The organism is Amycolatopsis sp. NPDC003861 (assembly GCF_053605405.1).
Map to the genome: position 1 here is coordinate 1 of NZ_JBSGJD010000173.1, position 21,297 is coordinate 21,297.

The following is a 21,297-nucleotide window of genomic DNA, read 5'->3' on the forward strand; positions in this document are numbered from 1 at the left end:
CTCAGCGGAGCCCGGCGCGGTGACCTCCGCGCCGCCCCCGCCGGGCGGGTCAGGCCAGGACCACGCGCGCCAGCTCGGCCGGGGTCGCCAGCAGGCCGTGCCTCGGCAGCACCCGGACCGTGTACCCGATCGCCCCCGGCCGGGGCAGCTTCACGCGGGCCGCGAACGCGCCGATGCCGTCCTCGGTCATCGGGACCGTCACCGGGTCGCGGAGCTCGTCGTCGTCGGCCACGCGGCCGACCACCGCCTGGATGTCCACTTCGGACGGGTCGAGGCCGGCCAGGTCGATGCGGGCCCGGATGGTCACCTCGGTGCCCACCACCAGCGGCTCGGTCGCCTCCACCAGCAGCTCCGAGTCGAAGATGCGCAGCCGCGGCCACGACACCTCCAGCTTCGTGCGGTAGTCCGCCAGCGACAGCGCGCCGCGGTAGCCGTCGCCCGTTGCCGCCGCCACCGTGCGGGATGCCGGGAGGTAGCCGTTGTCGACGTACTCGCGGACCATCCGGGACGCCTGGACCCGCGGGCCGAGCGTCTCCAGGGTGTGCCACACCATCGACAGCCAGCCGGTCGGGACGCCGTCGGAAGAGCGGTCGTAGAACAGCGGCGCGATCTGCTGGCCCAGCAGCTCGTACAGGGCCGCGGCCTCGAGGTCGTCGCGGCGCAGCGGGTCGGCGACGCCGTCCGCCGTCGGGATCGCCCAGCCGTTGCTGCCGTCGTAGCACTCGTCCCACCAGCCGTCGCGGATCGACAGGTTGAGGCCGCCGTTCAGCGCCGACTTCATCCCCGACGTCCCGCACGCCTCCAGCGGCCGCACCGGGTTGTTCAGCCAGACGTCGCAGCCGCGGTACAGGTAGCGCGCCATCGACATGTCGTAGTCGGGCAGGAAGACGATCCGGTGCCGGACGTCCGCGCCGTCGACGAACCGGACGATCTGCTGGATCAGCTGCTTACCGTTCTCGTCCGCCGGGTGCGACTTGCCCGCCACGACGACCTGGATCGGCCGCTGTTCGTGCAGCAGCAGCGTCCGCAGCCGTTCGGGGTCACGCAGCATCAGCGTCAGCCGCTTGTACGTCGGGACGCGGCGGGCGAAGCCGACGGTCAGCACGTCCGGGTCGAACACCGAGTCCACCCAGCCCAGCTCCAGCGGCGACGCGCCGCGCTGCAGCCACGCCGCGCGCACCCGGCGCCGCACCTCGTGCACCAGCTTTTCGCGCAGCTCGCGCCGCAGTTCCCACAGCTGGGCGTCCGAGACGCCGTCGCGCAACGGCCCCTCGCCGACGTCGAGACCCCATTCGCGGCCGAGCAGCGTGCTCAGCTCGCGGGCCACCCACGTCGGGCCGTGGACGCCGTTCGTCACCGACGAGATCGGCACCTCGTCGTGGTCGAACCCGGGCCACAGCCGGGAGAACATCTTGCGCGTGACCCGGCCGTGCAGCTGCGAGACGCCGTTCGCGCGCTGCGCCAGCCGCAGGCCCATGTGCGCCATGTTGAACAGGCCGGGGTTGTCCTCGGCGCCGAGCGCGAGCACGCGGCGCGGGTCGATGTCCGGCACCAGGCGGCCGTCGGCGAAGTAGCGCTGCACCAGGTCGACCGGGAACCGGTCGATGCCCGCGCTGACCGGGGTGTGCGTGGTGAACAGCGTCCCGGCGCGCACCGCCGGCATGGCCTCGTCGAACGCGAGGCCGTCGGCCTGGACGATCTCGCGGGCGCGTTCGAGGCCGAGGAAGCCCGCGTGTCCCTCGTTCGTGTGAAACACCATGGGCTGCGGGTGCCCGGTCAGCTCGCAGTACTTCCGGACCGCCCGGAAGCCGCCGATGCCGGCCAGGATCTCCTGCCGCAGCCGGTGGTCGGCGTCGCCGCCGTAGAGCCGGTCGGTGACGCCGCGCAGGTCTTCGTCGTTGGCTTCGGTGTCGGTGTCGAGCAGCAGCAGCGGCACCCGCCCGACCCGGGCCTGCCAGATCTGCGCGCACAGCTCGCGCCCGCCCGGCATCGCGACGCCGATCAGCACCGGCCGCCCGCCCGCGGTCAGCAGTTCGAGGGGGAAGGCGTTCGGGTCGATCACCGGGTAGTGCTCGACCTGCCAGCCGTCGAGCGACAGCGACTGCCGGAAGTAGCCGTTGCGGTAGAGCAGCCCGACGCCAACCATCGGCACGCCCAGGTCGGACGCGGCCTTCAGGTGGTCGCCGGCCAGCACGCCGAGGCCGCCGGAGTAGTTCGGGAGGGCCTCGGTGACGCCGAACTCCATCGAGAAGTAGGCCACCGCCGGCGGCAGGCCGTCGTCGTCGCGCTGCTGGTACCAGCGCGGCTCCGACAGGTACTTCTCCAGGTCCTCGGCGGCGGTTCTCGCGCGCTCCAGGAAGTCGTCGTCGACGGCGAGCTCGTCGAGGCGGGCCGGCGGCAGCGCGGTGAGCATCCGCAGCGGGTCGCGCACGGCGTTGAAGAGCTCGGCGTCCATCGACGCGAACAGGTCACGCGTCGGCGGGTGCCACGTCCAGCGCAGGTTGGTGGCCAGCGCGCCCAGGCCGGACAGCGAATCCGGGAGGCTGGCGCGGACGGTGAACCGGCGGACTGCACGCATGGGAAGCGACGATATCGGGCCACGGGCGCCGGTGCGCAGGGAGGAGTTCGGGGATTACCTGCACGCTGCGCGTATGCCCTGGGTATGGTCCTGCCGTCGGGTACCGGGTGGGCACGAGAGCGAGTGGAACTGATGATCCCAGGGGGAGGACGGCGGGCGCTGGTCGCGCTGCTGGCCGTCGCGGCCGTCGCCGTGAGCGGGTGCAACAGCAAGGGCGGCGCGAGCGGGGACCCGGCCAAGGACACCGGCGCGGGCTCGGTCTCCGGGCTGCCGGTGACGCACTTCGAAAGCGGCCTCAAGCCGGACGCGCCGACGCCGAGCCTCAACGTCCGCAACGCCGACGGCGGTGAGGACGACAAGCTCGCCACCGCCGCGATCGACGACGTCCAGACCTACTGGGGCGAGATGCTGCCGGCGAACTTCGGCCAGCAGTTCGAGCCGGTGAAGTCGCTGCTGTCCTACGACGCGCAGACCGACACCGAGAAGACCGGCTGCGGCAGCGTGAAGAAGCTCGTGAACGCGTTCTACTGCCCGGTCGACGACTCGGTGGCGTGGGACCGCGGCGTGCTGCTGCCGATGCTGCGCCAGCGGTTCGGCCCGATGTCGGTGGTCGTGGTGCTCGCGCACGAGTTCGGCCACGCCGTCCAGTACCGGCTCGGCGACAAGGCGGGGATCGCGAAGAACACCCCGACCGTGGTCAAGGAGCAGCAGGCCGACTGCTTCGCCGGCGGCTACTTCCGCTGGGTCGCCGAGGACAAGAGCAAGTACTACCGCGTGTCGACGTCCGAGGGCCTGAACCAGGTGATGGCGTCGATGTTCCTGATCCGCGACCAGGCCGGCACCAGCGCCGCCGACAAGGGCGCGCACGGCACGGCGTTCGACCGCACCTACGCGTTCCAGGCCGGGTTCGAGAAGGGACCCAAGGAGTGCGCGGGGATGACGGAACAGAACGTCAAGCCCCGGCTGACCGAGCGCCCGTTCGACAAGGGCGACAAGGGCAAGGGCGACGCGAAGTTCAACGAACAGACGGTCGCGCTGCTGAAGAAGAGCCTCGACGAGGCGTTCAAGGGCGCCGGGGTGGCCGCGCCGGAGATCACCGACGGCGGCAGCTGCCAGACCACGCCGCCGGCGTCGTACTGCCCGGGCGACAACACCGTGAGCATCGACCTGGCCAAGCTGGCCCAGCTCGCCCAGCCGATCGACCGCGAGGCCGAGATGAAGGGCGAGGACCCGGGCGGCATGGGTGACTTCGCGGCGTTCTCGGAGGTCGCGGCGCGTTACGCGCTGGGCATCCAGAAGGGCGTCGGGGCGTCGATCGACAACGCGAACGCGGGCCTGCGCACGGCCTGCCTGGTGGGGGCGTGGGCGGCGTTCACGAACCGGCCGGGCGACCTGCGCCTGTCGGCGGGCGACCTCGACGAGGCCATCGCGGACTTGCTGCAGCCGGAGAGCCTCGTGTCGGCGGACGTCAACGGGAAACGCCCGGACAGCGGTTTCGACCGGGTCGAGGCGCTGCGCAAGGGCTACCTCGAGGGTTCGTCGGTCTGTTCGAAGTCCTACGCCTAGGTGTCACGGAGAAGGGCCCCCACCACGCGGTGGGGGCCCTTCTCGTGTGCTAGAAGAGGGCGCTCGCGAGGTCGCGGCGGGCCTTCATGACGCGGTCGTCGGCCGGGTCGAACAGGTCGAACAGGGCCACCAGGTGCTCGCGGACCTTGTTTCGGTCCTCGCCCGCGGTGCGGCGGACCGTGTCGATCAGGCGCTTGAAGCCCGCCTCGACCTCGTTGGCCGCGATCTCCAGGTCGGCCGCGTCCAGCTGGGCGGCCAGGTCCGACGGGTCGGCGTCCGCCTTGGCGCGGGCGTCCGGGTCGGCGCTTTCGGCGCGGGCGGTGAACTTGACCTGGGCCAGGGCGTTCTTGGCCAGCTCGTTCGCCGGTTCGACGTCGAGGATGCGCTCGTAGGCGGCCTGGGCGGCGGCGAAGTCGCCCCGCTCGAAGGCCTCTTCCGCCTCGGTGAAGCGCGGGTCTTCCGGCTCCTCGACCGGACCGCCGGCCGCCTCGGCGTCGCGGATGCCCGGCAGCTTGTCGCGCAGGGCGTCCAGGAGCGCGTTGATCCACTTGCGGATCTCGGGCTCGGGCAGCGCGCCGGAGAAGGCGTCGACCGGCTGGCCGCCGGCGATGGCGACGATCGTCGGGATGGACTGCGCGCCGAACAGCTGCGCGATCCGCGGGTTCGCGTCGACGTCGACCTTCGCGACGACCCACGCGCCACCGGACTCGGCGGCCATCCGCTCGAGGACCGGGGACAGCTGCTTGCACGGGCCGCACCACTCGGCCCACAGGTCGACGACCACGAGCTGGTGCAGGGACCGCTCCACGACCTCGGCCTGGAAGGTGGCCTCGGTGACATCGATCACGGCCGCGCCCGAGGCGGGCCGCGGCGGCCCGTCGCCCCCACCGGCCGGGCCGGCGGACGGGGCCGGCTGCCGCTGCGCCGCTTCGGCACGGGCCTTGAGCGCGGACAGGTCGACCGCGCCGGAAAGGGCGGCGGACAGGGCCGCTGACTTCGCTGCAGATCCGCGTGGTTGTGTCACGGTTCCATCCTGGCACGGGCGCCGGAGGAGTTTCACCGGGTGCCCGGGGTGTCCAGGGTCTGGCACGTTCCGGCGGTGGGGACGGCGGCGGGGTGCGGCGGCCGGGTTCCTCGCGACGGCTGCGTGGGTTCCGAGCCGCGGGCGCCTCCGGCCCCCGGTATCCAGCCTATCGACCGGCACCGACGATTTCGGACCGCGCGCCGCGGGTTTGCGCACCCCCGGCCCGTCCGCTTGGCAGGACGGCGGCGCTGGGGCAGGCTCGGCCGGGTGCACATCCGGCGTGACGTGAAGGTGGGTCTGTCGATCGCGGCCGCCGTTGTGTGGGTTGGCGCGGTGACCTTGCTCATCGTGCACGAACCGGACCCCGGGGCGGGCTCGCCCGCCGAATTGCGGGACAAGCTCGCCGCCGCCCTCTCGGGGCACGATGCCGATGCCTTCGCCGATCTGCTCGACTACCCCGGCTCCGGCGGGGACGACTTCGCGAAGGACTACGTCTCCGTGCTCGCCGGCCGGGGGGTGCACGATGTGCGCGTCGACCTGGGGCCTGACGCGCGCGAGCCGACGCGGGCCACCGTCTCCGGGGCGCTCGGCGACGGGAAGCCGTTCGCCTACCCCTTGACCGTGACGAGCGAAGACGGCCGGTGGACGGTCGCCTTCACCCCGCCCCTCCCCTAGTCAGGAGTCGCGCAGCCGCGCTTCCACCCGGTCCACCTTGGCCTCGAGCTGGCCGGAGAAGCCCGGCCGGATGTCCGCCTTCAGCACCAGGCTCACCCGCGACGACCCCTCGCCCGCGGCCTCGACCGCGCGCTTCACGACGTCCATGACCTCGTCCCAGGACTCGCCTTCGATGTTCGTGAACATCGCGTTGGTCGAGTTGGGCAGCCCGGAGTCGCGGACGACCTTCACCGCGCGGGCCACGGCTTCGCTCACCCCGCCGTCAGGATCCCCGCCGGACGGGCTCACGCTGAACGCGACGATCATGCTCGGAAGTCCCTTCTTCGGTGGTCATTTCCGCCAGTCGTGCGACACCCGCCGGTACCCGCTGGTAACTTCGCGTGTCATGAACCGTCCGCTGCCGTTCGACCCGATCGCCCGCGCGGCCCGGATCTGGGAGGACCGGATCGGGCCCTCCGGGACCATGGCCGCGGTGACCGGGGTGATGCGGGTCCAGCAGATCATCCAGTCCGCGGTGGACGGCGCGCTCAAGCCGCACGGCTTGACCTTCGCCCGGTACGAAGCGCTGGTGCTGCTCACCTTCGCCCGCAGCGCCAGCCTGCCGATGCGGGTGATGGGCGAGCGGCTCCAGCTGCACCCCACCAGTGTCACCAACATAGTGGACCGGCTCGAGCGCGACGGGCTCGTCAAGCGCGTCCCGCACCCGACCGACCGCCGCACGACGCTGGTGGAGATCACCGACGAGGGCCGCAAGCGCCGCGAGGCCGCGACCGAAGCCGTCACCGCCATCGACTTCGGGCTCAGCGGCCTCACCGAACGGCAGACCGAGCAGCTGACCGACCTGCTGACCAAGGTCCGCCGCGCCGCCGGCGACTTCAGCGAGTAAACGCTCGACGACGGAAAAGGGCCCGCACTCGCCGAGTGCGGGCCCCTTCTCACATTCCGGGATCAGGCAGCGACCGGTTCCTTGACCTGGAACAGGCCGACACCGCCGTGGGACAGCCGCTGCGGGCCGTCGAGCTTGCCGTTGCGCAGCGCCCACTTCTCGAACAGCCAGGTGAACAGCGGCGGGATGCTCGCGAGCAGGGCCAGGACCAGCGTCTTCGGGCGCCAGCCGAGCGGCTTCGCCACGGACAGGGAGATCACCACGTAGAGGACGAAGATCACGCCGTGCACCATGCCGAGGACGGGAACGCCGCCCTCGCCGGAAGAGTGGACGACGTACTTGAGGAACATCCCGACCAGCAGCCCGGCCCAGGAGAGGGCTTCGGCTACTGCGGCCACGCGGAACACTAGAGCGGCCTTGCTGGACACTGCTTCCTCCTGTGGGGTCTCACCACGTTGGTACTGGCACGAGAAAACGCCCGACACACCGTCCAAGGCGGACTTGCCATGGACGTCAACGGCGCTGTCGGACGTGCTGATACCAGTGTGAGGCGTGACGGCCCTCACGGGAACACCGGGGCCCGTGACGATGCTCACGACCGTGGTCCACTGTGGTCTGAACCACGGCCGTGAGCGGTCGCCGGGCTACCCGGCGCAGGGCGAAGCCGGGGCGGACGACGGTGCCGTCCCCCACTTCGCCGTCGCGTCGGAGGTGAGGCCGAAGTCCAGCGTCGTCCCGCGCTTCAGCTGGTCCACGCCGACGTACACGCGGTCACTGGCGCGCGAATCCACCTTGAGGCCCGACACGTACTGCAGCGCCGAACCGGAAGCGCCCGGCGCCTTGATCGTGATGTCCCGCCCGTTCTCCAGGTGCAGAACGGATTTCGCGAAACGCGGCGCGTTGAGCACGAAATTCCCAGTCCCTGGGACGGCCGGGTAGAACCCGAGGGCGCTGAAGACGTACCAGGCCGACATCGTGCCGAGGTCGTCGTTCCCGGTGACGCCGTTGGGCGCGTTGGTGAACAGCGTGTGCGCCGCCCGCACCACCGTCGACGTCTTCGACGGCTGCCCGGTGAGCGCGTACATCCACGGCGAGTGCAGGTCCGGCTCGTTGTTCGGGTTGTAGCGGAACTGGTCGTAATAGTCGTACGGGCCGACCACCCAGTTCTCGCGGACCGCGGTCGCCGGGTCCTTCACCAGTTCGTCGTAGGCGAAGAAGTCGTCGAGGCGCTTCCCGGTGGCCGCCGGGCCGCCCATCCGCTGCACCAGACCGGGCACGTCCTGCTGGACGAGCCACTGGTACTGCCAGGCCGTGCCCTCGTGGAAGCCGTCCTGGCTCTGCGGGCTGTACGGCTTGTCGGCCGGCGAGAACCACGCGCCGCCGAGGACCTTCGGCCGGAAGAAGCCGGTGAAGCCGCGGTCGGCCTGGGTGGCGTCCCACAGCGTCCGGTAGGTCCGGCCCTTCGCCGCCAACGCCGCCGCGTCGTCCTTCTTGCCGAGCGCGGCCGCCATCAGCGACAGCGAACAGTCACCGAGCGCGTACTCCAAGGTGGCCGACGCCCCGTGGTTCGGGTCGGTGTCCTGCCCCTTCTTCGGGAAATCCGGGTCGTACTGGACGAATCCGTCTTTCTGGTAGCTCGCGTTGCCCGAGCGCCCCTGGAACGGCGAGGACGCCGGCGGGATCTCCCGCGAGTTCTGCAGGAGCGCCTGGTAGGCGTGCATCTCTTCGCCGGACAACGCACCGAAGCGCCACAGGTCGACCAGGAACGGCGTGACCGGGTCGCCGGTCATCGTGTTCGTCTCCTGGCTCGCGTACGCCCACCGCGGCAGCCAGCCACCCTGGTCGTGGATGGCCAGGATGCTCTTCGCGATGTCCTTCGCCCGGCTGGGCCGCAGCAAGGCGAGGAGCTGGTTCTGCGTGCGGTAGGTGTCCCACAGCGAGAAGAAGTCGTAGTACGTCCAGCCGACCGCGCGGTGGATCTTCTTGTCGAAGCCGAAGTAGCGTCCGTCGGCGTCGTTGGCCGTCAGCGGCTGCAACAGCGCGTGGTAGAGGGAGGTGTAGAAGACCGTGCGGTCGTCGGTCGTGCCGCCCTTGATGTCCACAGAGGACAGCTCACGGCGCCAGGTGCGCTGCGCCGCGTCCTTGGCCGCGTCGAACGACCGGATGCGCTCCGAGGCCAGGTTGCCCCGTGCACCGGCCGCGTCGACCTGGGAGATGGCCGTGGTCGCGGTCACCTGCCCGCCACCGAACGTCAGCCACGCGCCCCGCAGGCCCGCGCCGCCTTCCGACGTCCGCGAGCCTGGTGTGCCACCGGACGGCGACCACGTGCCGAACGCCTTGAACGGCTTGTCGAACTTCGTCGTGAAGTACGTCGTGTAGGCCTTGCCACCGCAGAACGCCTGCGACTCCACGGTGCCCTCGACGGTCCGGTCGTCGACGACCCGGATGCTGCTGCCGGTCACCGGCTCCTTGTCGTTGGCCTGCCCGACGTTGACGAAGACGTTGGCGTCACCGGACTTCGCGAACGTGTACCGCTCGGCCCCGGCCCGCGTCGCCGCGGTCGTCTCGACGTCGACGCCGCCGTAGCCGGTCAGGTGCACCTTGTAGTAGCCGGGCTTGCCGACCTCGCCGTCGTGGGTGAACGACGCCGCGTATTGCTTCTGGTCGAAAGTGGACGGCTTGCTCGTGTCGAACGCCTTGCCGGGACCCACTTCCCCGGTAGTCGGCAGGGTCGAGACCAGGCCGCCCTGCTCCCAGCAGCCCGCACCGGACAGGAAGAAATGCCCGAACCCGCGGATCGCGGTGTCGGTGTAGCGGTAACCGGCGTAGTGCGAGGTGATCGGGCTGACCTGGGTCATCCCGAAAGGGGCCGAGGCGCCCGGGAACGTGTTGCCCTCGTCCTGCGTGCCGATGAACGTGTTGACCGCGTCCAGGGCGTCCCCGCCGGCCGCGGCCGCGGCGGGGCTGAGCCCCGTCGCGACCGCGGTGAGCGTCAGGAAGCCCGCCAGCATTTTGCGTTTCATGCACCGATGCCGATCGCGAAGACGTGCAGGGCACCGCCGCTGACGTTGGCCGGCAGCGTCACGCTGGCGACCGTCTTGCCCGCGGCGAGAGTGATCGGGGTGGTCCCGAACACCATCGTGCGGATCTGCTGCGGGTCGCCGCCCGAAGCGTTGCGGTACGGCGTCGACAGCACGATCCGGTTGCCGAACGCCGGTTGCGCGCCCCCGCCGCCGAGGGTCCAGTCGGAGAACCCGATGGTCGCGGTGGACGTCGTGCCGTCGGTGTAGGTCACCGTCAGCGTGCCCGACGCGTTGCCGTTCGACGCCGAACCGAGCAGCGCCAGCCGGCCCGAGCCGCTCACGTTCACCGTCTGACCGCCGGCGACCACGTTGTCCGGGTCCCCGGCCGGGAACGACGGCCAGGTGAACTTGATGCCGTCGCTGGTGACCGTGCTGCCCGGGGTGGCCCCGGCCGCGGCGAGGGCGTCGGCCGAGTAGCTCCAGCCGCCGCCGTCGAAGTTGGCCGCGCCGGAGTTCGCGTCCGGGGAAATGCCGGCGTTGTTCACTGTGGCCAGCCAGCTGTTCGGCTGAGCCACCAGCACGGTCAGGACCGCCTGCGACGAAGCCACGCCCGGAGCGGAGAACGTCACCGGGATGCGGCGGGCACCGTCGGCCAGCCCGGCCGGGACACTGACCGTGAGCTCGGCCTGGGCCTTGCCCGCGGCGGGCACCGCGATGCTGCCGGTCGCCGGGGTCAGGGTGATCCCGTCGACGCTGCCCGCGGAGTACGTCCAGGTCCGGGCGGTGCCGGACAGGTCCTGGACGCCCACGGACGCCTTCGACGCCGACCCCGCGGGCGTCACCGCGCGGGCCGGGTCCACGAAGGACAGGCTCGGCTTCTCCTGCTCGCGGAACGACGGCGGGGCGTCGGCCGCCGCGCTGCCCCACGCGGTCGCCGTGGCCGAGCGCGTGTAGTCGAGCGTGCCGCCACTGGAGATCAGGGCCTCCGGCAGCCACGCCTTCGCCGCGGCCGAGCCGTTGACCTTCAGGCTGCCCACGTAGTCACCGGTGCCCGGCGCGTTGATGGTGATCTTCTTGCCCGCGCCGGTGGTGAGCACGGCCTTCTCGAAGCGCGGGGTGACCAGCAGCGTTTCGGCGCGGCCCGGGATCTCCGGGTAGATGCCGAGCGCGGACCAGACGTACCAGGCCGACATCTGGCCGAGGTCGTCGTTGCCGATCAGGCCCTCCGGACGCGGGTTGTACAGCTCGTCCATCGAGCGGTGCACGATCGCCTGGGTCTTGGCCGGCGCGCCCGCGTACGAGTAGACGTACGGCGCGTTGGAGTTCGGCTCGTTGCCCATGAAGGCGTACGGCTCCTGGGTGCCCGCGTTCAGCTGGGTGAAGAAGGTGTCCAGCCGGGACTGCGTCGCGGTGTTCCCGCCGAACGCCGTCACGACGCCGCCGAGGTCGTAGGGCACCATCCACTCGTACTGCGCGCCGTTGCCCTCGACCCAGCCCTGCGAGCTGGCGGGGTCGTAGGTGCCGGAGAACGAGCCGTCCGCGTTGCGCGGCTGCAGGTGGCCGGTCCCCGGGTTGTAGAGGTTCTGCCAGTTCTGCGCGCGCTTCATGAACGTCGTGTACGTCGCGCTGTCGCCGAGCCGCTTCGCGAACTGGGCGATGGAGAAGTCGGCGCTGGTGTACTCCAGGGTGTCCGCGCCGGCGCCCGGGACGTACCCGAGCTTCTGGTAGTCGTCGAGACCGGGCCGTTCGGTGTAGCCCTGGGTCGGCTGGGTGGCGCCCTTGATCATGAGCAGCAACGCCTTCTGGGCGTCGAAGTCCCGCGCCCCGAACGCGTACGCGCTGGAGACGATGATGTGGTACGGGTCGCCGTTCATGACGCCGGTGTAGTCGTTCGCGACCGTCCAGCGGTCCCACGAGCCGCCCTGCTCGGCGTAGGCCATCATCGACCGGACGATGTCCGACGTCTCCTTCGGGTCGATCGTCGCCAGGAGCGGGGCTTCCGAGCGGTAGATGTCCCAGCCGGAGAAGTTCGTGTACATCGCGTGGCCCTTGTCGGCCTTGTGGATCCGCCCGTCGAAGCCGACGTACTGGCCGTCGGCGTCGGAGAACACGTTCGGCTGGATCAGCGAGTGGTACAGCGAGGTGTAGAACGTCGTCAGGTCGGCGTCGGAGCCGCCGGTGACGGCGATCTTGCCGAGCTGGTCGTTCCACGCCTTGCGCGCGCCCGCGGCCACCTTGTCGAACGACTTGCCGGTGTTCTCCGCCTTGAGGTTGGCCTTCGCGCCGTCGACGGACACAAAGGACAGTCCGACCTGGACGTTCACCTGGGCGCCGTTGAGGTTCGCGAAGGTGACGTACCCGCCGCTGCCCGGGCCGCTGACGGTGGTGTTCTGCTGCTTGGCGGTGGCAGTGCGCGCGATCGAGGCGTCGACGCCGTTGGGCTGCGCCACCTTCGCTTTGGCACCGCCGGTTTCGGCGGCCTTGTTCGGCGTCACGGCGCCGTTCTTCCAGGTGCCGATCGACGCGAACGGCGTGTCGAACTTGGCCGAGAAGTAGACGCGGTAGCTGTTGCGCGCGCCGCAGAAGCGGCCGCTGGTGGCCCAGCCGCTGATGGTGTCCTTGCCGATGGTGATCGACGCGTCGTCGGTGCCGTTGACCGAGCCGGACGTGTTGACCAGCAGCGTCGAGGACGCGCCGGCCGGGTAGGTCAGCCGCGCCGAGCCGGTGCGCTGGGTCGCGCTGAGCTCGACCTTCGCGCCGCTGTCGAGGGTGACGTCGTAGGCGCCCGCGGTCGCGTGTTCGTTGGCGTGCGAGAACTTCGACGTGTAGTGCCCCGGGTCCGTCGCCGGCGAAGTCGTCACTTCACCGACATACGGGATGAACGGGATGTCCTGGTAGGTCGAACAGCCCGCGCCGGACAGGTGCGTCAGGCTGAACCCGGTCAGCGCGTTGTCGTCGTAGAAGTAGCCGCCCGGCTGGGACTTCACCGTGTCCGGGCTCCACTGGACCATCCCGAACGGCGCCACCGCGCCCGGGAACGTGTTTCCGGCCCCGCCCCCGGTGCCGTGGTCGGCCCCGCCGGGGCGGGTGCCCACGAAGGGGTTGACCCACTTCGCGTAATCGATACTGGTCGCCGCCGCGGCGGGCACAGCGGGAGCCACCGCTGCCGTCACCGCCAGGGTCAGGAAAGTTAAACCGGCTCTGAAGCGCGCTCGCGCCATGGCCATCGCCTCTCCACCTCGTCCAGCGCGACGGAAACCGGTGACATGACAACCTTGTCGCGCCGGGCCACCTTGGGCAGCGGCTCACCAAGCAGTCAAGGGACACGTCAAGACCTGTCCACTTCCGGACACCCGCATTCAGCCGATCGCGGCGCCGAATCGGCACAATCCACGCACCAAACGTTGACAAGGCGCCGGTCGGGGAGTTCAATCCCGGTCACTATGACAACGTTGTCTCCTCTGGGCCGGGACCGGGACGGCAGCACGCGCACCGCGAGCAGGCGGGCCACGATGAGCGACGTGGCCCGGCTGGCGGGCGTGAGCATCAAGACCGTCTCGCGCGTGGTCAACGACGAACCGGCGGTGCACCCCGACACCGCCGAACGGGTCATGGCGGCCATCGAGCAGCTGGGGTTCCGGCGCAACCTGGGTGCGCGGAACCTGCGCCGCGGGTCGACGACCGGCACCATCGGGCTGATCGTCGAGGACGTCGGCAACCCCTTCTACTCCGAGCTCAACCGCGCGGTCGAGCGCATCGCGACGTCGTTCGGGCGCCAGGTGCTCACCGGCTCGTCCGAGGAGAACTCCGACCGCGAGCGCGAGCTCGTCCTGGAGTTCTGCGCGCGGCGGGTGGACGGCATCCTCGTCGTCCCGGCCGGACTGCAGCACGGCTACCTGGTGCCGGAGATGCGCGCGGGCACGCCGGTGGTGTTCATCGACCGGCCGGCCGGCGACATCGTGGCCGACACCGTGCTGGTGGACAACCTCGGCGGCACCGTCGAAGCCGTCACGCACCTGGCGCGGCACGGGCACCGGCGGATCGCCTTCCTCGGTGACAGCCCGGACATCTTCACCGCGGCCGAGCGCCTGCGCGGGTTCCGCGAGGGCTGCGTGCGCAACGGGATCTCCTACGACGAGTCGCTGGTCTCGATGGGGACGCCGACGCCGGACTCGGTCGGCGACGCCGTCAAGCGGCTGCTCGACGGCCCGGACGCCGCCACCGCGGTGATCGCGGGCAACAACCGGGTCGCCGTGCACCTCCTGCGCGCCCTCGCGCACGCCGAGCACCGCCCGGCGATGATCGGGTTCGACGACTTCGAGCTGGCGGACCTGCTGAACCCGCCGGTCAGCGTGGTCGCCCACGACGTCAGCGCTCTGGGCCACGCCGCGGCCGAGCTGCTCTTCGCCCGCGTCCAAGGAGATCAGTCCCCGCCCAGAAAGGTAGTCCTGCCCGTGCATCTCGTCGCCCGTGGTTCCGGTGAGGTCGCCCCGTGACCCTCGAACCGATCCGGCTCGCCGCCAACCAGCCGCCGCAGTTCTACCGCGGCGGCGACGCCATCGCGGCGCTGCGCGGCGCGTCCTCGGACAAGAAGTTCGGCCCGGAGGACTGGGTCGCCTCGGTGAGCACCATGTTCGGCCAGGACACCAACGGCCTGACCAGGCTGCCCGACGGCGCCTGGCTGCGGGACGCCGTCGAAGCCAACGCCAACGGCTGGCTCGGCGCGAAGCACGTCGAGGCGCTCGGGACGTCGACCGGGCTGCTGGTCAAGCTCCTCGACGCGGGCCAGCGGCTGCCGGTGCACTTCCACCCCGACGACACGTTCGCGAAGCGGCACTTCGACTCCCACTTCGGCAAGACCGAGGCGTGGATCGTGGTCGGCACCTACGGCGACGACCCGCGCGTCTACCCGGGCTTCAAGGAGACGCTGTCGAAGGCGACCGTGTCCGAGTGGACGCACGAGCAGGACGTGCCGTCGATGCTGGGCGCGCTCAACAGCATCCCGGTGTCCGCGGGCGACACCGTCTACATCCCGGCCGGGCTGCCGCACGCGATCGGCGAAGGCGTGTTCGTCGTCGAACTGCAGCAGCCGACCGACTTCTCGCTCACCATCGAGTGGCGCGACTTCCTCGCGTCGCCGGAGAAGGGTCACCTCGGCCTCGGCTTCGACACCGCCATCGAGGCGCTCGACACCTCGGGCTGGGACGCCGAACGCCTGGACACGATCATCAAGCGCACCGCGGGCGACCGCGCGTCCACTGTGGACCTCCTGGCCGGCGGCTCGGAGCGGTTCTTCCGAGCCGAACAGTTGCGCACCGACGAGGCGACAACGTTGTCACTCGATCCGTCCTTCGCGGTCCTGGTCGTCCTCGACGGCGAAGGCACGCTGCGCACCGAGCACGGCGGCGAGCACGCGCTGGCGAAGGGCGACACCTACGTCGTCCCGTTCGACGCCGGCCAGACCGAGCTGTCCGGCACGGCGACGGTGATCCGCTGCCGCCCGCCGGCGCCGGAGGAGAGGCACGGATGAGCGAAATCCTGCTGGACGCGATCGACCTGACCAAGCACTACGGGTCCGTCGAAGCCCTGCGCGGCGCGTCGTTCCAGGCCCGCGCGGGCGAGGTGACGGCCTTGATCGGCGACAACGGCGCCGGCAAGTCGACCCTGGTCAAGTGCCTCTCCGGCGCCGAGCAGCCGACGTCGGGGAAGATCCTCCTGGACGGCGCGGAAGTTCACCTCGACTCCCCCACGACCGCGCGGCGGCTGGGCATCGAGACCGTCTACCAGGACCTCGCCGTCGCTCCCGAGCTCGACCCGGCGGCCAACCTGTTCCTCGGCCGCGAGATCCACCGCAAAGGCCTCCTCGGCAAGCTCGGCATGCTCGACAAGAACGAGATGCGGCGGCAGGCGATCGAGGAGTTCCAGCGCCTCGGCGTGACGCTGCAGAGCACCGACGTCCCGATCGGCTCGCTCTCCGGCGGGCAGCGCCAAAGCGTCGCCGTCGCGCGTTCGGTCGTGTGGGCGTCGAAGGTCGTGTTCATGGACGAGCCGACGGCCGCTCTCGGTGTCGTGCAGCGCGAGCGCGTGCTCGACGTCATCAAGAAGGTGCGCGACAAGGGCATCGCCGTCGTGCTGATCAGCCACAACATGCCCGAGGTGCTGTCGGTCGCCGACCGCGTCGAGGTGCTGCGGCTCGGCAAGCGCGTGGCCCGGTTCACCGGGGCGGACACGAAGCTCGAAGACCTCGTCGCCGCGATGACCGGCGCCCTCGTGCAGGAGGAGGCGGCATGAGCGCGCCCGTGAAGGAGGACATCCAGGAAGCACCCGACGCGGGCTTCGGCAAGCGGCCGCTGGGCAAGCGCCTGATCGAGGCCAACACGTTCTGGATCGGCCTCGTCCTGCTGGCCCTGGTCGTGCTGTTCAGCGCCATCGCGCCGGACAGCTTCCCGACGCTGTTCACCTTCCAGACGCTGTTCATCGAGTCCTCGGTCCTGCTCATCCTGTCGGTGGGCATGACGTTCGTGATCATCACCTCGGGCATCGACCTCTCGGTCGGCTCGGTGCTGATCCTCGCGGGCATGGTCGCGGGCAAGGTGATGGAGGCGATGTCCGGCGGCGACGCGTCGAAGGCGGGCTGGGGCGTGATCATCGTCGGCCTGGTCGTCGCCGTGGTCACCGGCACGATCTGGGGCGTCATCAACGGCGTCCTCGTCGCGGTGGCGAAGATCCCGGCGCTGATCGTCACGCTCGGCACCATGGGGGCCGCGCTGGCCACCGCGTACCTGCTCAACGGCGGCTCCGACCTGCGCACCGTACCGGCGGAACTCACCAAGACCCTCGGCTACGGCACGTCCTTCGGCATCGTGCCCAACCTGGTGATCGTGGCCATCGTGATCACCGTGATCGGCGCGTGGCTGCTGCGGACGACGAAGTTCGGGCGGTACACCTTCGCCGTCGGGTCCAACGCCGAGGGCGCGCGCCGCGCGGGCATCGGCGTCACCCGGCACCTCCTGAAGGTGTACACGCTGACCGGGTTCCTGGCCGGGATCGCCGGGTTCCTTTCGCTGGCCTACTACAACTCGACCACCATCTCCGGGCACACCACCGACAACCTCAACGCCATCGCCGCGGTCGTGATGGGTGGGACGAGCCTGTTCGGCGGGGTCGGCACGATCCTCGGCACGGTGATCGGGGTGTTCATCCCCGCCGTGCTGCGCAAGGGCTTCAACATCATCCACGTCCAGGACTTCTGGCAGATGTTCATCGTCAGCTGGGTCCTGGTCGCCGCGGTCTGGTTCGACCAGCGCCGCCGCCGTCGCCGCAATTCCCGCTGAGTCCCACACCTACAGTCCCCCAAGTACAACGAGGTGCTTATGAAACTGACCAAGACTCTCACCGCCATGGGTGCCGTGGTCTCCGCCGCCGCCCTGCTGTCCGCGTGCGGCTCCGGCACGGTCGGGCAGAGCGGGTCCGGCGACTCGGCCCAGCCGGTCGGCGGCAAGAAGCTCGCGCTGATCCCGGGGGTGCAGGCCGAGCCGTTCTACATCTCGCTGCAGTGCGGCGCCGAAGCCGAAGCGAAGAAGCTCGGCTACGAGCTGACCACCCAGGCGCCGCAAAAGTTCGACGCTCCCCTGCAGACCCAGCTGGTCAACGCCCTCGGCGCGAACCCGCCGGCGGCGCTGCTCATCGCCCCCACCGACGACACCGCGATGCTGGCGCCGATCCAGCAGGTCAAGGCGCGCGGCACGAAGATCGTCGAGGTCGACACCGCGCTGAAGGACACCGGCGTGGCCGTCTCGTCGATCTCGTCGGACAACGCCGCGGGCGGCAAGCTCGCGGCCCAGACGATGGCCAAGCTGGCCGGCGGCAAGAGCGGTTCGGTGCTGGTGCTCGACACGATCGCGGGCACGTCCACGACCGCCGCGCGCGCCAAGGGGTTCGAGGACGAGCTGAAGAACTCGCCGAACCTCAAGTCGATCGGCATCCAGTTCACCCAGAACGAGCCGGAGCAGGCCGCGGCCAAGGTGACGGCGGCCCTGTCGTCGACCCCGGACCTGATCGGCGTCTTCGCGACCAACCTCAACACCGGCGAAGGCGCGGCCACCGGCCTGCGCAACGCGGGCAAGGTCGGCGCGGTCAACCTGATCGGCTTCGACGCGAGCCCGTCGGAGGTCGAAGGCCTCAAGAACGGCCAGTACCAGGCCCTGATCGCCCAGGACCCGGCTTCGATCGGCACCCAGGGCGTCCAGCAGGCGGTCGCGGCGATCGAGGGCAAGCCGGTGACGCGGACCCTCACCGCGGAACTGCACTCGATCACCAAGGCGGACATGGACGCCAACTCGCAGTACTTCTACAAGCAGAGCTGCTGAGGCGTCCGTCAGGGTCCTGCGGGTGGTGTGCGCACCGCCCGCAGGCTCCTGACCAGCGTGTTCACCGCCGGTGAACATCGCCTGCCGGTCACCGCGGTGGGGGAACCGCTCACCACAGCACCCGTTTCCCCGGACGGGTGTCCCACGACACACTCATCTGCACATGCATTTGCACTACCTGATGCATGATCGCAGGGAGGGTGCGATGAAGTACGAACAACCGGCTCTGCACCGGACGATCTTCGCCGTGGACGTCGAGGGCTACGGCGACCAGCGCAGGACCACCCCACACCGGCTGGCGTTGCGCCGCGGGCTGTACCGCGCGCTCTGCCGGGCGTTCGACGACGCCGGCGTCCCGTGGGCGGCCTGCCGGCGCGAGGACTGCGGCGACGGCGTCTTCGTCCTCGTGCCACCGGAAATCCCCAAGGGGCTCTTCGTGGAGTTCCTGCCGGCCGCGCTCGCCGTCGCGCTGCACCGGCACAACCGCACGCACGACCCCGGCGCCCGGATCCGGCTGCGGATGGCGCTGCACGCGGGCGAGATCGCCTACGACGACCACGGCGTCACCGCACCGGCGATCAACCAGACGTTCCGGCTGCTGGAGGCCCAGCCGCTGAAGGAGGCGCTCAAGGGCTCCCGCGGCGTGCTGGCGCTGATCACCTCGGCGTGGTTCTTCGACGAGGTCGTCCGGCACAGCGACGGCCTGGACCCGACGACGTTCCGGCCGGTGCCGGTGGCCGTCAAGGAGACTCGCACGACCGGGTGGATTTCGCTGCCGGACCGGCCCTACCCGGCGAACGCGAGCCTCCTGGGTACCGTGACGGCGCTCGACCACTACCGCACCTGGCGCCGGTTCCGCCGCCACGCCCAGGTGCTGGCCGACCGCGACGGGCCCGCGTAGCCGTAGGATCTACTGCCCTGGACACCGCCGCCGAGGGGAGGCCCGACCGTGCACCTGCGCCCGGCGTCCCGCGCCGACCCGCTGCCGGTGCTCGCCGCCGCCCGCCGCATCACCGACGACCTGCGCGACGGCCTGTCCGGCATGCCCGCCCGGCGCGCCGCCCACCGCCTGCGCCGGCTCTTCGGCTTCCCGGGACTCGGCCTGACCGACCTGTCCGGGTCCCTGCTGTGGTCGGGGCGGCCGGGCCCGGACGCGGTCGTCGCGACGGTGCTCGACGGCGTGCTCCACAGCGAAGAACCCGGCTCGGCGCCGGACGTCCTGGTGCTGCCGCTGCACGTCCGCGACGAGCTGGCCGGGGCGCTGCTGGTCGTCGGGGACGTCCGGGACGCGGTCGCGGCCCAGGCCGCCGACCTCGTCGTGCAGGCGCTGGAGCGGGGGCGGCTCGAGGCGTCGGCGGAGCAGGCGGCCCAAGCCGAACTGCGGGCGCTGCGGGCGGAGATGTCGCCGCACTTCGTCTACAACGCCCTGACGGTCATCGCGTCGCTGGTGCGCTCGGACCCCGACCGCGCCCGCGACCTGATGCTCGACTTCGCCGACTACACCCGCTACAGCCTGGCCCGCCACGGCGAGTACACCGTCGTCGCCGAGGAGTTCCGCGCGATCGAGACGTACCTCGCGCTGCAGAAGGCGGTGCTCGGCGAACGGCTGCGCGTCCAGGTGCGGGTCGCGCCGGAGATCCTCGCCGTCGCGGTGCCCTACCTGGTGCTGGAGCCGTTGGTGGAGAACGCGATCCGGCACGGCATCGAGCCGCGGTCGGGCACCGGGCAGGTCCAGGTGCACGGCCAGGCGGAAGGGAACGACTGCGTGATCTTCGTCGAGGACGACGGGGTCGGCATGGACCCGAAACGGGCCGCGGACCTGCTGGCCGGGCGCGTCGGCGAGGACGACCCGGCCGGGCTCGGACTGGCCAATGTGGACAGACGACTGCGGGACGTCTACGGCGCCTGGTACGGCCTCACCGTGGAAACCGAGGTCGGCGCGGGCACCCGGGTGATCGTGCGGGTGCCGCGGTTCCAGCCGGGGGTGCTGCCGTGACCGGGCTCCGCGTGCTCGCGGTCGACGACTTGCCGCCCGCGCTGGACGAACTCTGCCGCATGCTCCGCGAAGCGCCCGAAGTCGGCGAAGTCGTCGGAGCGGGTGACGCGCTGAAGGCGTTGAAGCTGCTTCAGGCGGATCGCTTCGACGCGGTGTTCCTCGACATCTCGATGCCGGGCCTCGACGGGCTCGAACTCGCGTCGCTGCTGGCGAAGCTGAGCGAGCCGCCGGTGATCGTGTTCGTCACCGCGCACGACGGGCACGCGGTGACGGCGTACGGCATCGGCGCCGTCGACTACTTGCTCAAGCCGGTCCGCACGGAACGGCTGTCGGCGGCCCTGGCGAAGGTGCTGCGGATGGCGACCCCGGCGTCCCGGCCGACGCCGGACGCGATGGCGGCGCTGCCGGTCGAGTCGGGCGGGCGGACGCGGTACGTCCGCCGTGACGACGTGCTGTTCGTGGAGGCCCACGGCGACTACGTCCGCCTCCACACCCGCGGCGGGGTCCACCTGGTGCGGATGCCGATCTCGCGGCTCGAGGAGTACTGGGAGGGGACCGGGTTCAGCCGGGTCCACCGGGGTTTCCTGCTGGCCGTGGGCGCGGTGCTGGAGCTGCGCAGCGACACCGCGGGCGGCTTGCTGGCCCACACCGAGGCCGGTGACGTCCCGGTGAGCCGCCGGCACGCGCGGGATCTGCGGGACAGGCTGCTCGAAGCGGCCCAGCGCGGCCAGCTCGGGTCCGATCCGCGATGAGCAAGATCCGGCGGGTCGCCGTCACCAGCCCGCAGACGCGCCTCGCCCACGCGCGCCGCCGATCGCGCGGACGCTGGCGCCAGCCCCGCCTGCCCGCGGGCGACACCCAGCGCGCCACCGCGCTCTACGCCGCCCAGCGCCGCCGCGGCATCCCCGCGCTGGTCCTGATGTTCCTGCTGCTGCTCGGCCTCCCCGGCGTCTTCGCGCTCTTCCCGGGCCTGGACACCGTGCGGCTGCTGGGGATTCCGGTGTCCTGGCTGATGCTCGCGGTCCTCCCCTACCCGGCGATGGCGCTGCTGGCCCGCTGGCAGCTGCGCCGCGCCGAGCGCCTCGAGGACGACCAGTGACCCAAGCGCCCCAATGTGGCGTTGGTTGCGTCCAACGCACCCAATGTGGCGTTCGGTGCGTTGGACGCACCAGATCGGAAG

Annotated in this window: 18 protein-coding genes; 12 read left to right on the forward strand and 6 right to left on the reverse strand. The window is 70.9% G+C overall.

Going from position 1 to position 21,297, the window contains the following annotated elements; all coding sequences use genetic code 11:
- Positions 1-49 precede the first annotated feature (49 nt).
- Complete coding sequence (glgP, locus tag ACWEVN_RS32910) at positions 50-2,578, reverse strand: alpha-glucan family phosphorylase (RefSeq protein ID WP_449681596.1); 2,529 nt, start codon at positions 2,576-2,578, stop codon at positions 50-52.
- A gap of 132 nt (positions 2,579-2,710) precedes the next feature.
- Between glgP and ACWEVN_RS32915 the strand changes: the two genes are divergently transcribed.
- Positions 2,711-4,144, forward strand: a complete 1,434-nt coding sequence (locus tag ACWEVN_RS32915; RefSeq protein WP_449681647.1) for a neutral zinc metallopeptidase — start codon at positions 2,711-2,713, stop codon at positions 4,142-4,144.
- Positions 4,145-4,193: 49 nt separating this feature from the next.
- On the opposite strand, the gene ACWEVN_RS32920 is transcribed toward ACWEVN_RS32915, so the two are convergent.
- On the reverse strand, positions 4,194-5,168 hold the full coding sequence (locus ACWEVN_RS32920; protein ID WP_449681597.1) for a tetratricopeptide repeat protein: 975 nt from the start codon (positions 5,166-5,168) through the stop codon (positions 4,194-4,196).
- A gap of 285 nt (positions 5,169-5,453) precedes the next feature.
- Here ACWEVN_RS32920 and ACWEVN_RS32925 point away from each other — a divergent pair, with 285 nt between their 5' ends.
- Positions 5,454-5,843 (forward strand): hypothetical protein, encoded by a 390-nt coding sequence (locus tag ACWEVN_RS32925; RefSeq protein WP_449681648.1) that lies wholly within the window; start codon positions 5,454-5,456, stop codon positions 5,841-5,843.
- Here ACWEVN_RS32925 and ACWEVN_RS32930 read toward each other — a convergent pair whose 3' ends face one another.
- Positions 5,844-6,149 carry a thiamine-binding protein gene (locus ACWEVN_RS32930; RefSeq protein WP_449681598.1) on the reverse strand — a complete coding sequence of 102 codons (306 nt, stop codon included), beginning with the start codon at positions 6,147-6,149 and terminating at the stop codon, positions 5,844-5,846.
- Between the two features lie 79 nt (positions 6,150-6,228).
- On the opposite strand from ACWEVN_RS32930, the gene ACWEVN_RS32935 reads away from it, so the two are divergent.
- Entirely contained in the window at positions 6,229-6,729 is a 501-nt protein-coding gene (locus ACWEVN_RS32935) for a MarR family winged helix-turn-helix transcriptional regulator (RefSeq protein WP_004562932.1), read from the forward strand.
- A gap of 62 nt (positions 6,730-6,791) precedes the next feature.
- Here ACWEVN_RS32935 and ACWEVN_RS32940 read toward each other — a convergent pair whose 3' ends face one another.
- The 3 genes from ACWEVN_RS32940 to ACWEVN_RS32950 form a co-directional block, all read right to left on the reverse strand.
- A complete protein-coding gene (locus ACWEVN_RS32940; RefSeq protein ID WP_449681599.1) occupies positions 6,792-7,157 on the reverse strand; it encodes a DUF3817 domain-containing protein in 366 nt (121 codons plus the stop codon).
- A gap of 216 nt (positions 7,158-7,373) precedes the next feature.
- Positions 7,374-9,752 (reverse strand): GH92 family glycosyl hydrolase, encoded by a 2,379-nt coding sequence (locus ACWEVN_RS32945; RefSeq protein ID WP_452053866.1) that lies wholly within the window; start codon positions 9,750-9,752, stop codon positions 7,374-7,376.
- The gene (locus ACWEVN_RS32950; RefSeq protein ID WP_452053867.1) at positions 9,749-12,979 is read right to left on the reverse strand and encodes a GH92 family glycosyl hydrolase; all 3,231 of its coding nucleotides are present in this window, start codon (positions 12,977-12,979) and stop codon (positions 9,749-9,751) included. Before ACWEVN_RS32950 ends, ACWEVN_RS32945 begins: the two co-directional genes overlap by 4 nt.
- Positions 12,980-13,264: 285 nt before the next feature.
- On the opposite strand from ACWEVN_RS32950, the gene ACWEVN_RS32955 reads away from it, so the two are divergent.
- From ACWEVN_RS32955 to ACWEVN_RS32995, 9 genes are all read left to right on the forward strand, one after another.
- Entirely contained in the window at positions 13,265-14,248 is a 984-nt protein-coding gene (locus tag ACWEVN_RS32955; RefSeq protein ID WP_449681650.1) for a LacI family DNA-binding transcriptional regulator, read from the forward strand.
- On the forward strand, positions 14,245-15,282 hold the full coding sequence (locus ACWEVN_RS32960; protein WP_452053868.1) for a class I mannose-6-phosphate isomerase: 1,038 nt from the start codon (positions 14,245-14,247) through the stop codon (positions 15,280-15,282). The genes ACWEVN_RS32955 and ACWEVN_RS32960 overlap by 4 nt, the downstream gene beginning before the upstream one ends.
- Entirely contained in the window at positions 15,279-16,043 is a 765-nt protein-coding gene (locus tag ACWEVN_RS32965; RefSeq protein WP_452053869.1) for an ATP-binding cassette domain-containing protein, read from the forward strand. The genes ACWEVN_RS32960 and ACWEVN_RS32965 overlap by 4 nt, the downstream gene beginning before the upstream one ends.
- Positions 16,040-17,086, forward strand: coding sequence for an ABC transporter permease (locus ACWEVN_RS32970; RefSeq protein WP_449681603.1), 1,047 nt, complete (start codon positions 16,040-16,042; stop codon positions 17,084-17,086). Before ACWEVN_RS32965 ends, ACWEVN_RS32970 begins: the two co-directional genes overlap by 4 nt.
- Before the next feature lie 39 nt (positions 17,087-17,125).
- Positions 17,126-18,121, forward strand: coding sequence for an ABC transporter substrate-binding protein (locus ACWEVN_RS32975; protein ID WP_310977535.1), 996 nt, complete (start codon positions 17,126-17,128; stop codon positions 18,119-18,121).
- Between the two features lie 205 nt (positions 18,122-18,326).
- The gene (locus tag ACWEVN_RS32980; RefSeq protein ID WP_449681604.1) at positions 18,327-19,022 is read left to right on the forward strand and encodes a hypothetical protein; all 696 of its coding nucleotides are present in this window, start codon (positions 18,327-18,329) and stop codon (positions 19,020-19,022) included.
- Between the two features lie 48 nt (positions 19,023-19,070).
- Entirely contained in the window at positions 19,071-20,117 is a 1,047-nt protein-coding gene (locus ACWEVN_RS32985) for a sensor histidine kinase (protein ID WP_310977537.1), read from the forward strand.
- Positions 20,114-20,869, forward strand: a complete 756-nt coding sequence (locus tag ACWEVN_RS32990; protein ID WP_310977538.1) for a LytR/AlgR family response regulator transcription factor — start codon at positions 20,114-20,116, stop codon at positions 20,867-20,869. The genes ACWEVN_RS32985 and ACWEVN_RS32990 overlap by 4 nt, the downstream gene beginning before the upstream one ends.
- A complete protein-coding gene (locus ACWEVN_RS32995; RefSeq protein WP_449681606.1) occupies positions 20,866-21,216 on the forward strand; it encodes a hypothetical protein in 351 nt (116 codons plus the stop codon). The genes ACWEVN_RS32990 and ACWEVN_RS32995 overlap by 4 nt, the downstream gene beginning before the upstream one ends.
- Positions 21,217-21,297 lie beyond the last annotated feature (81 nt).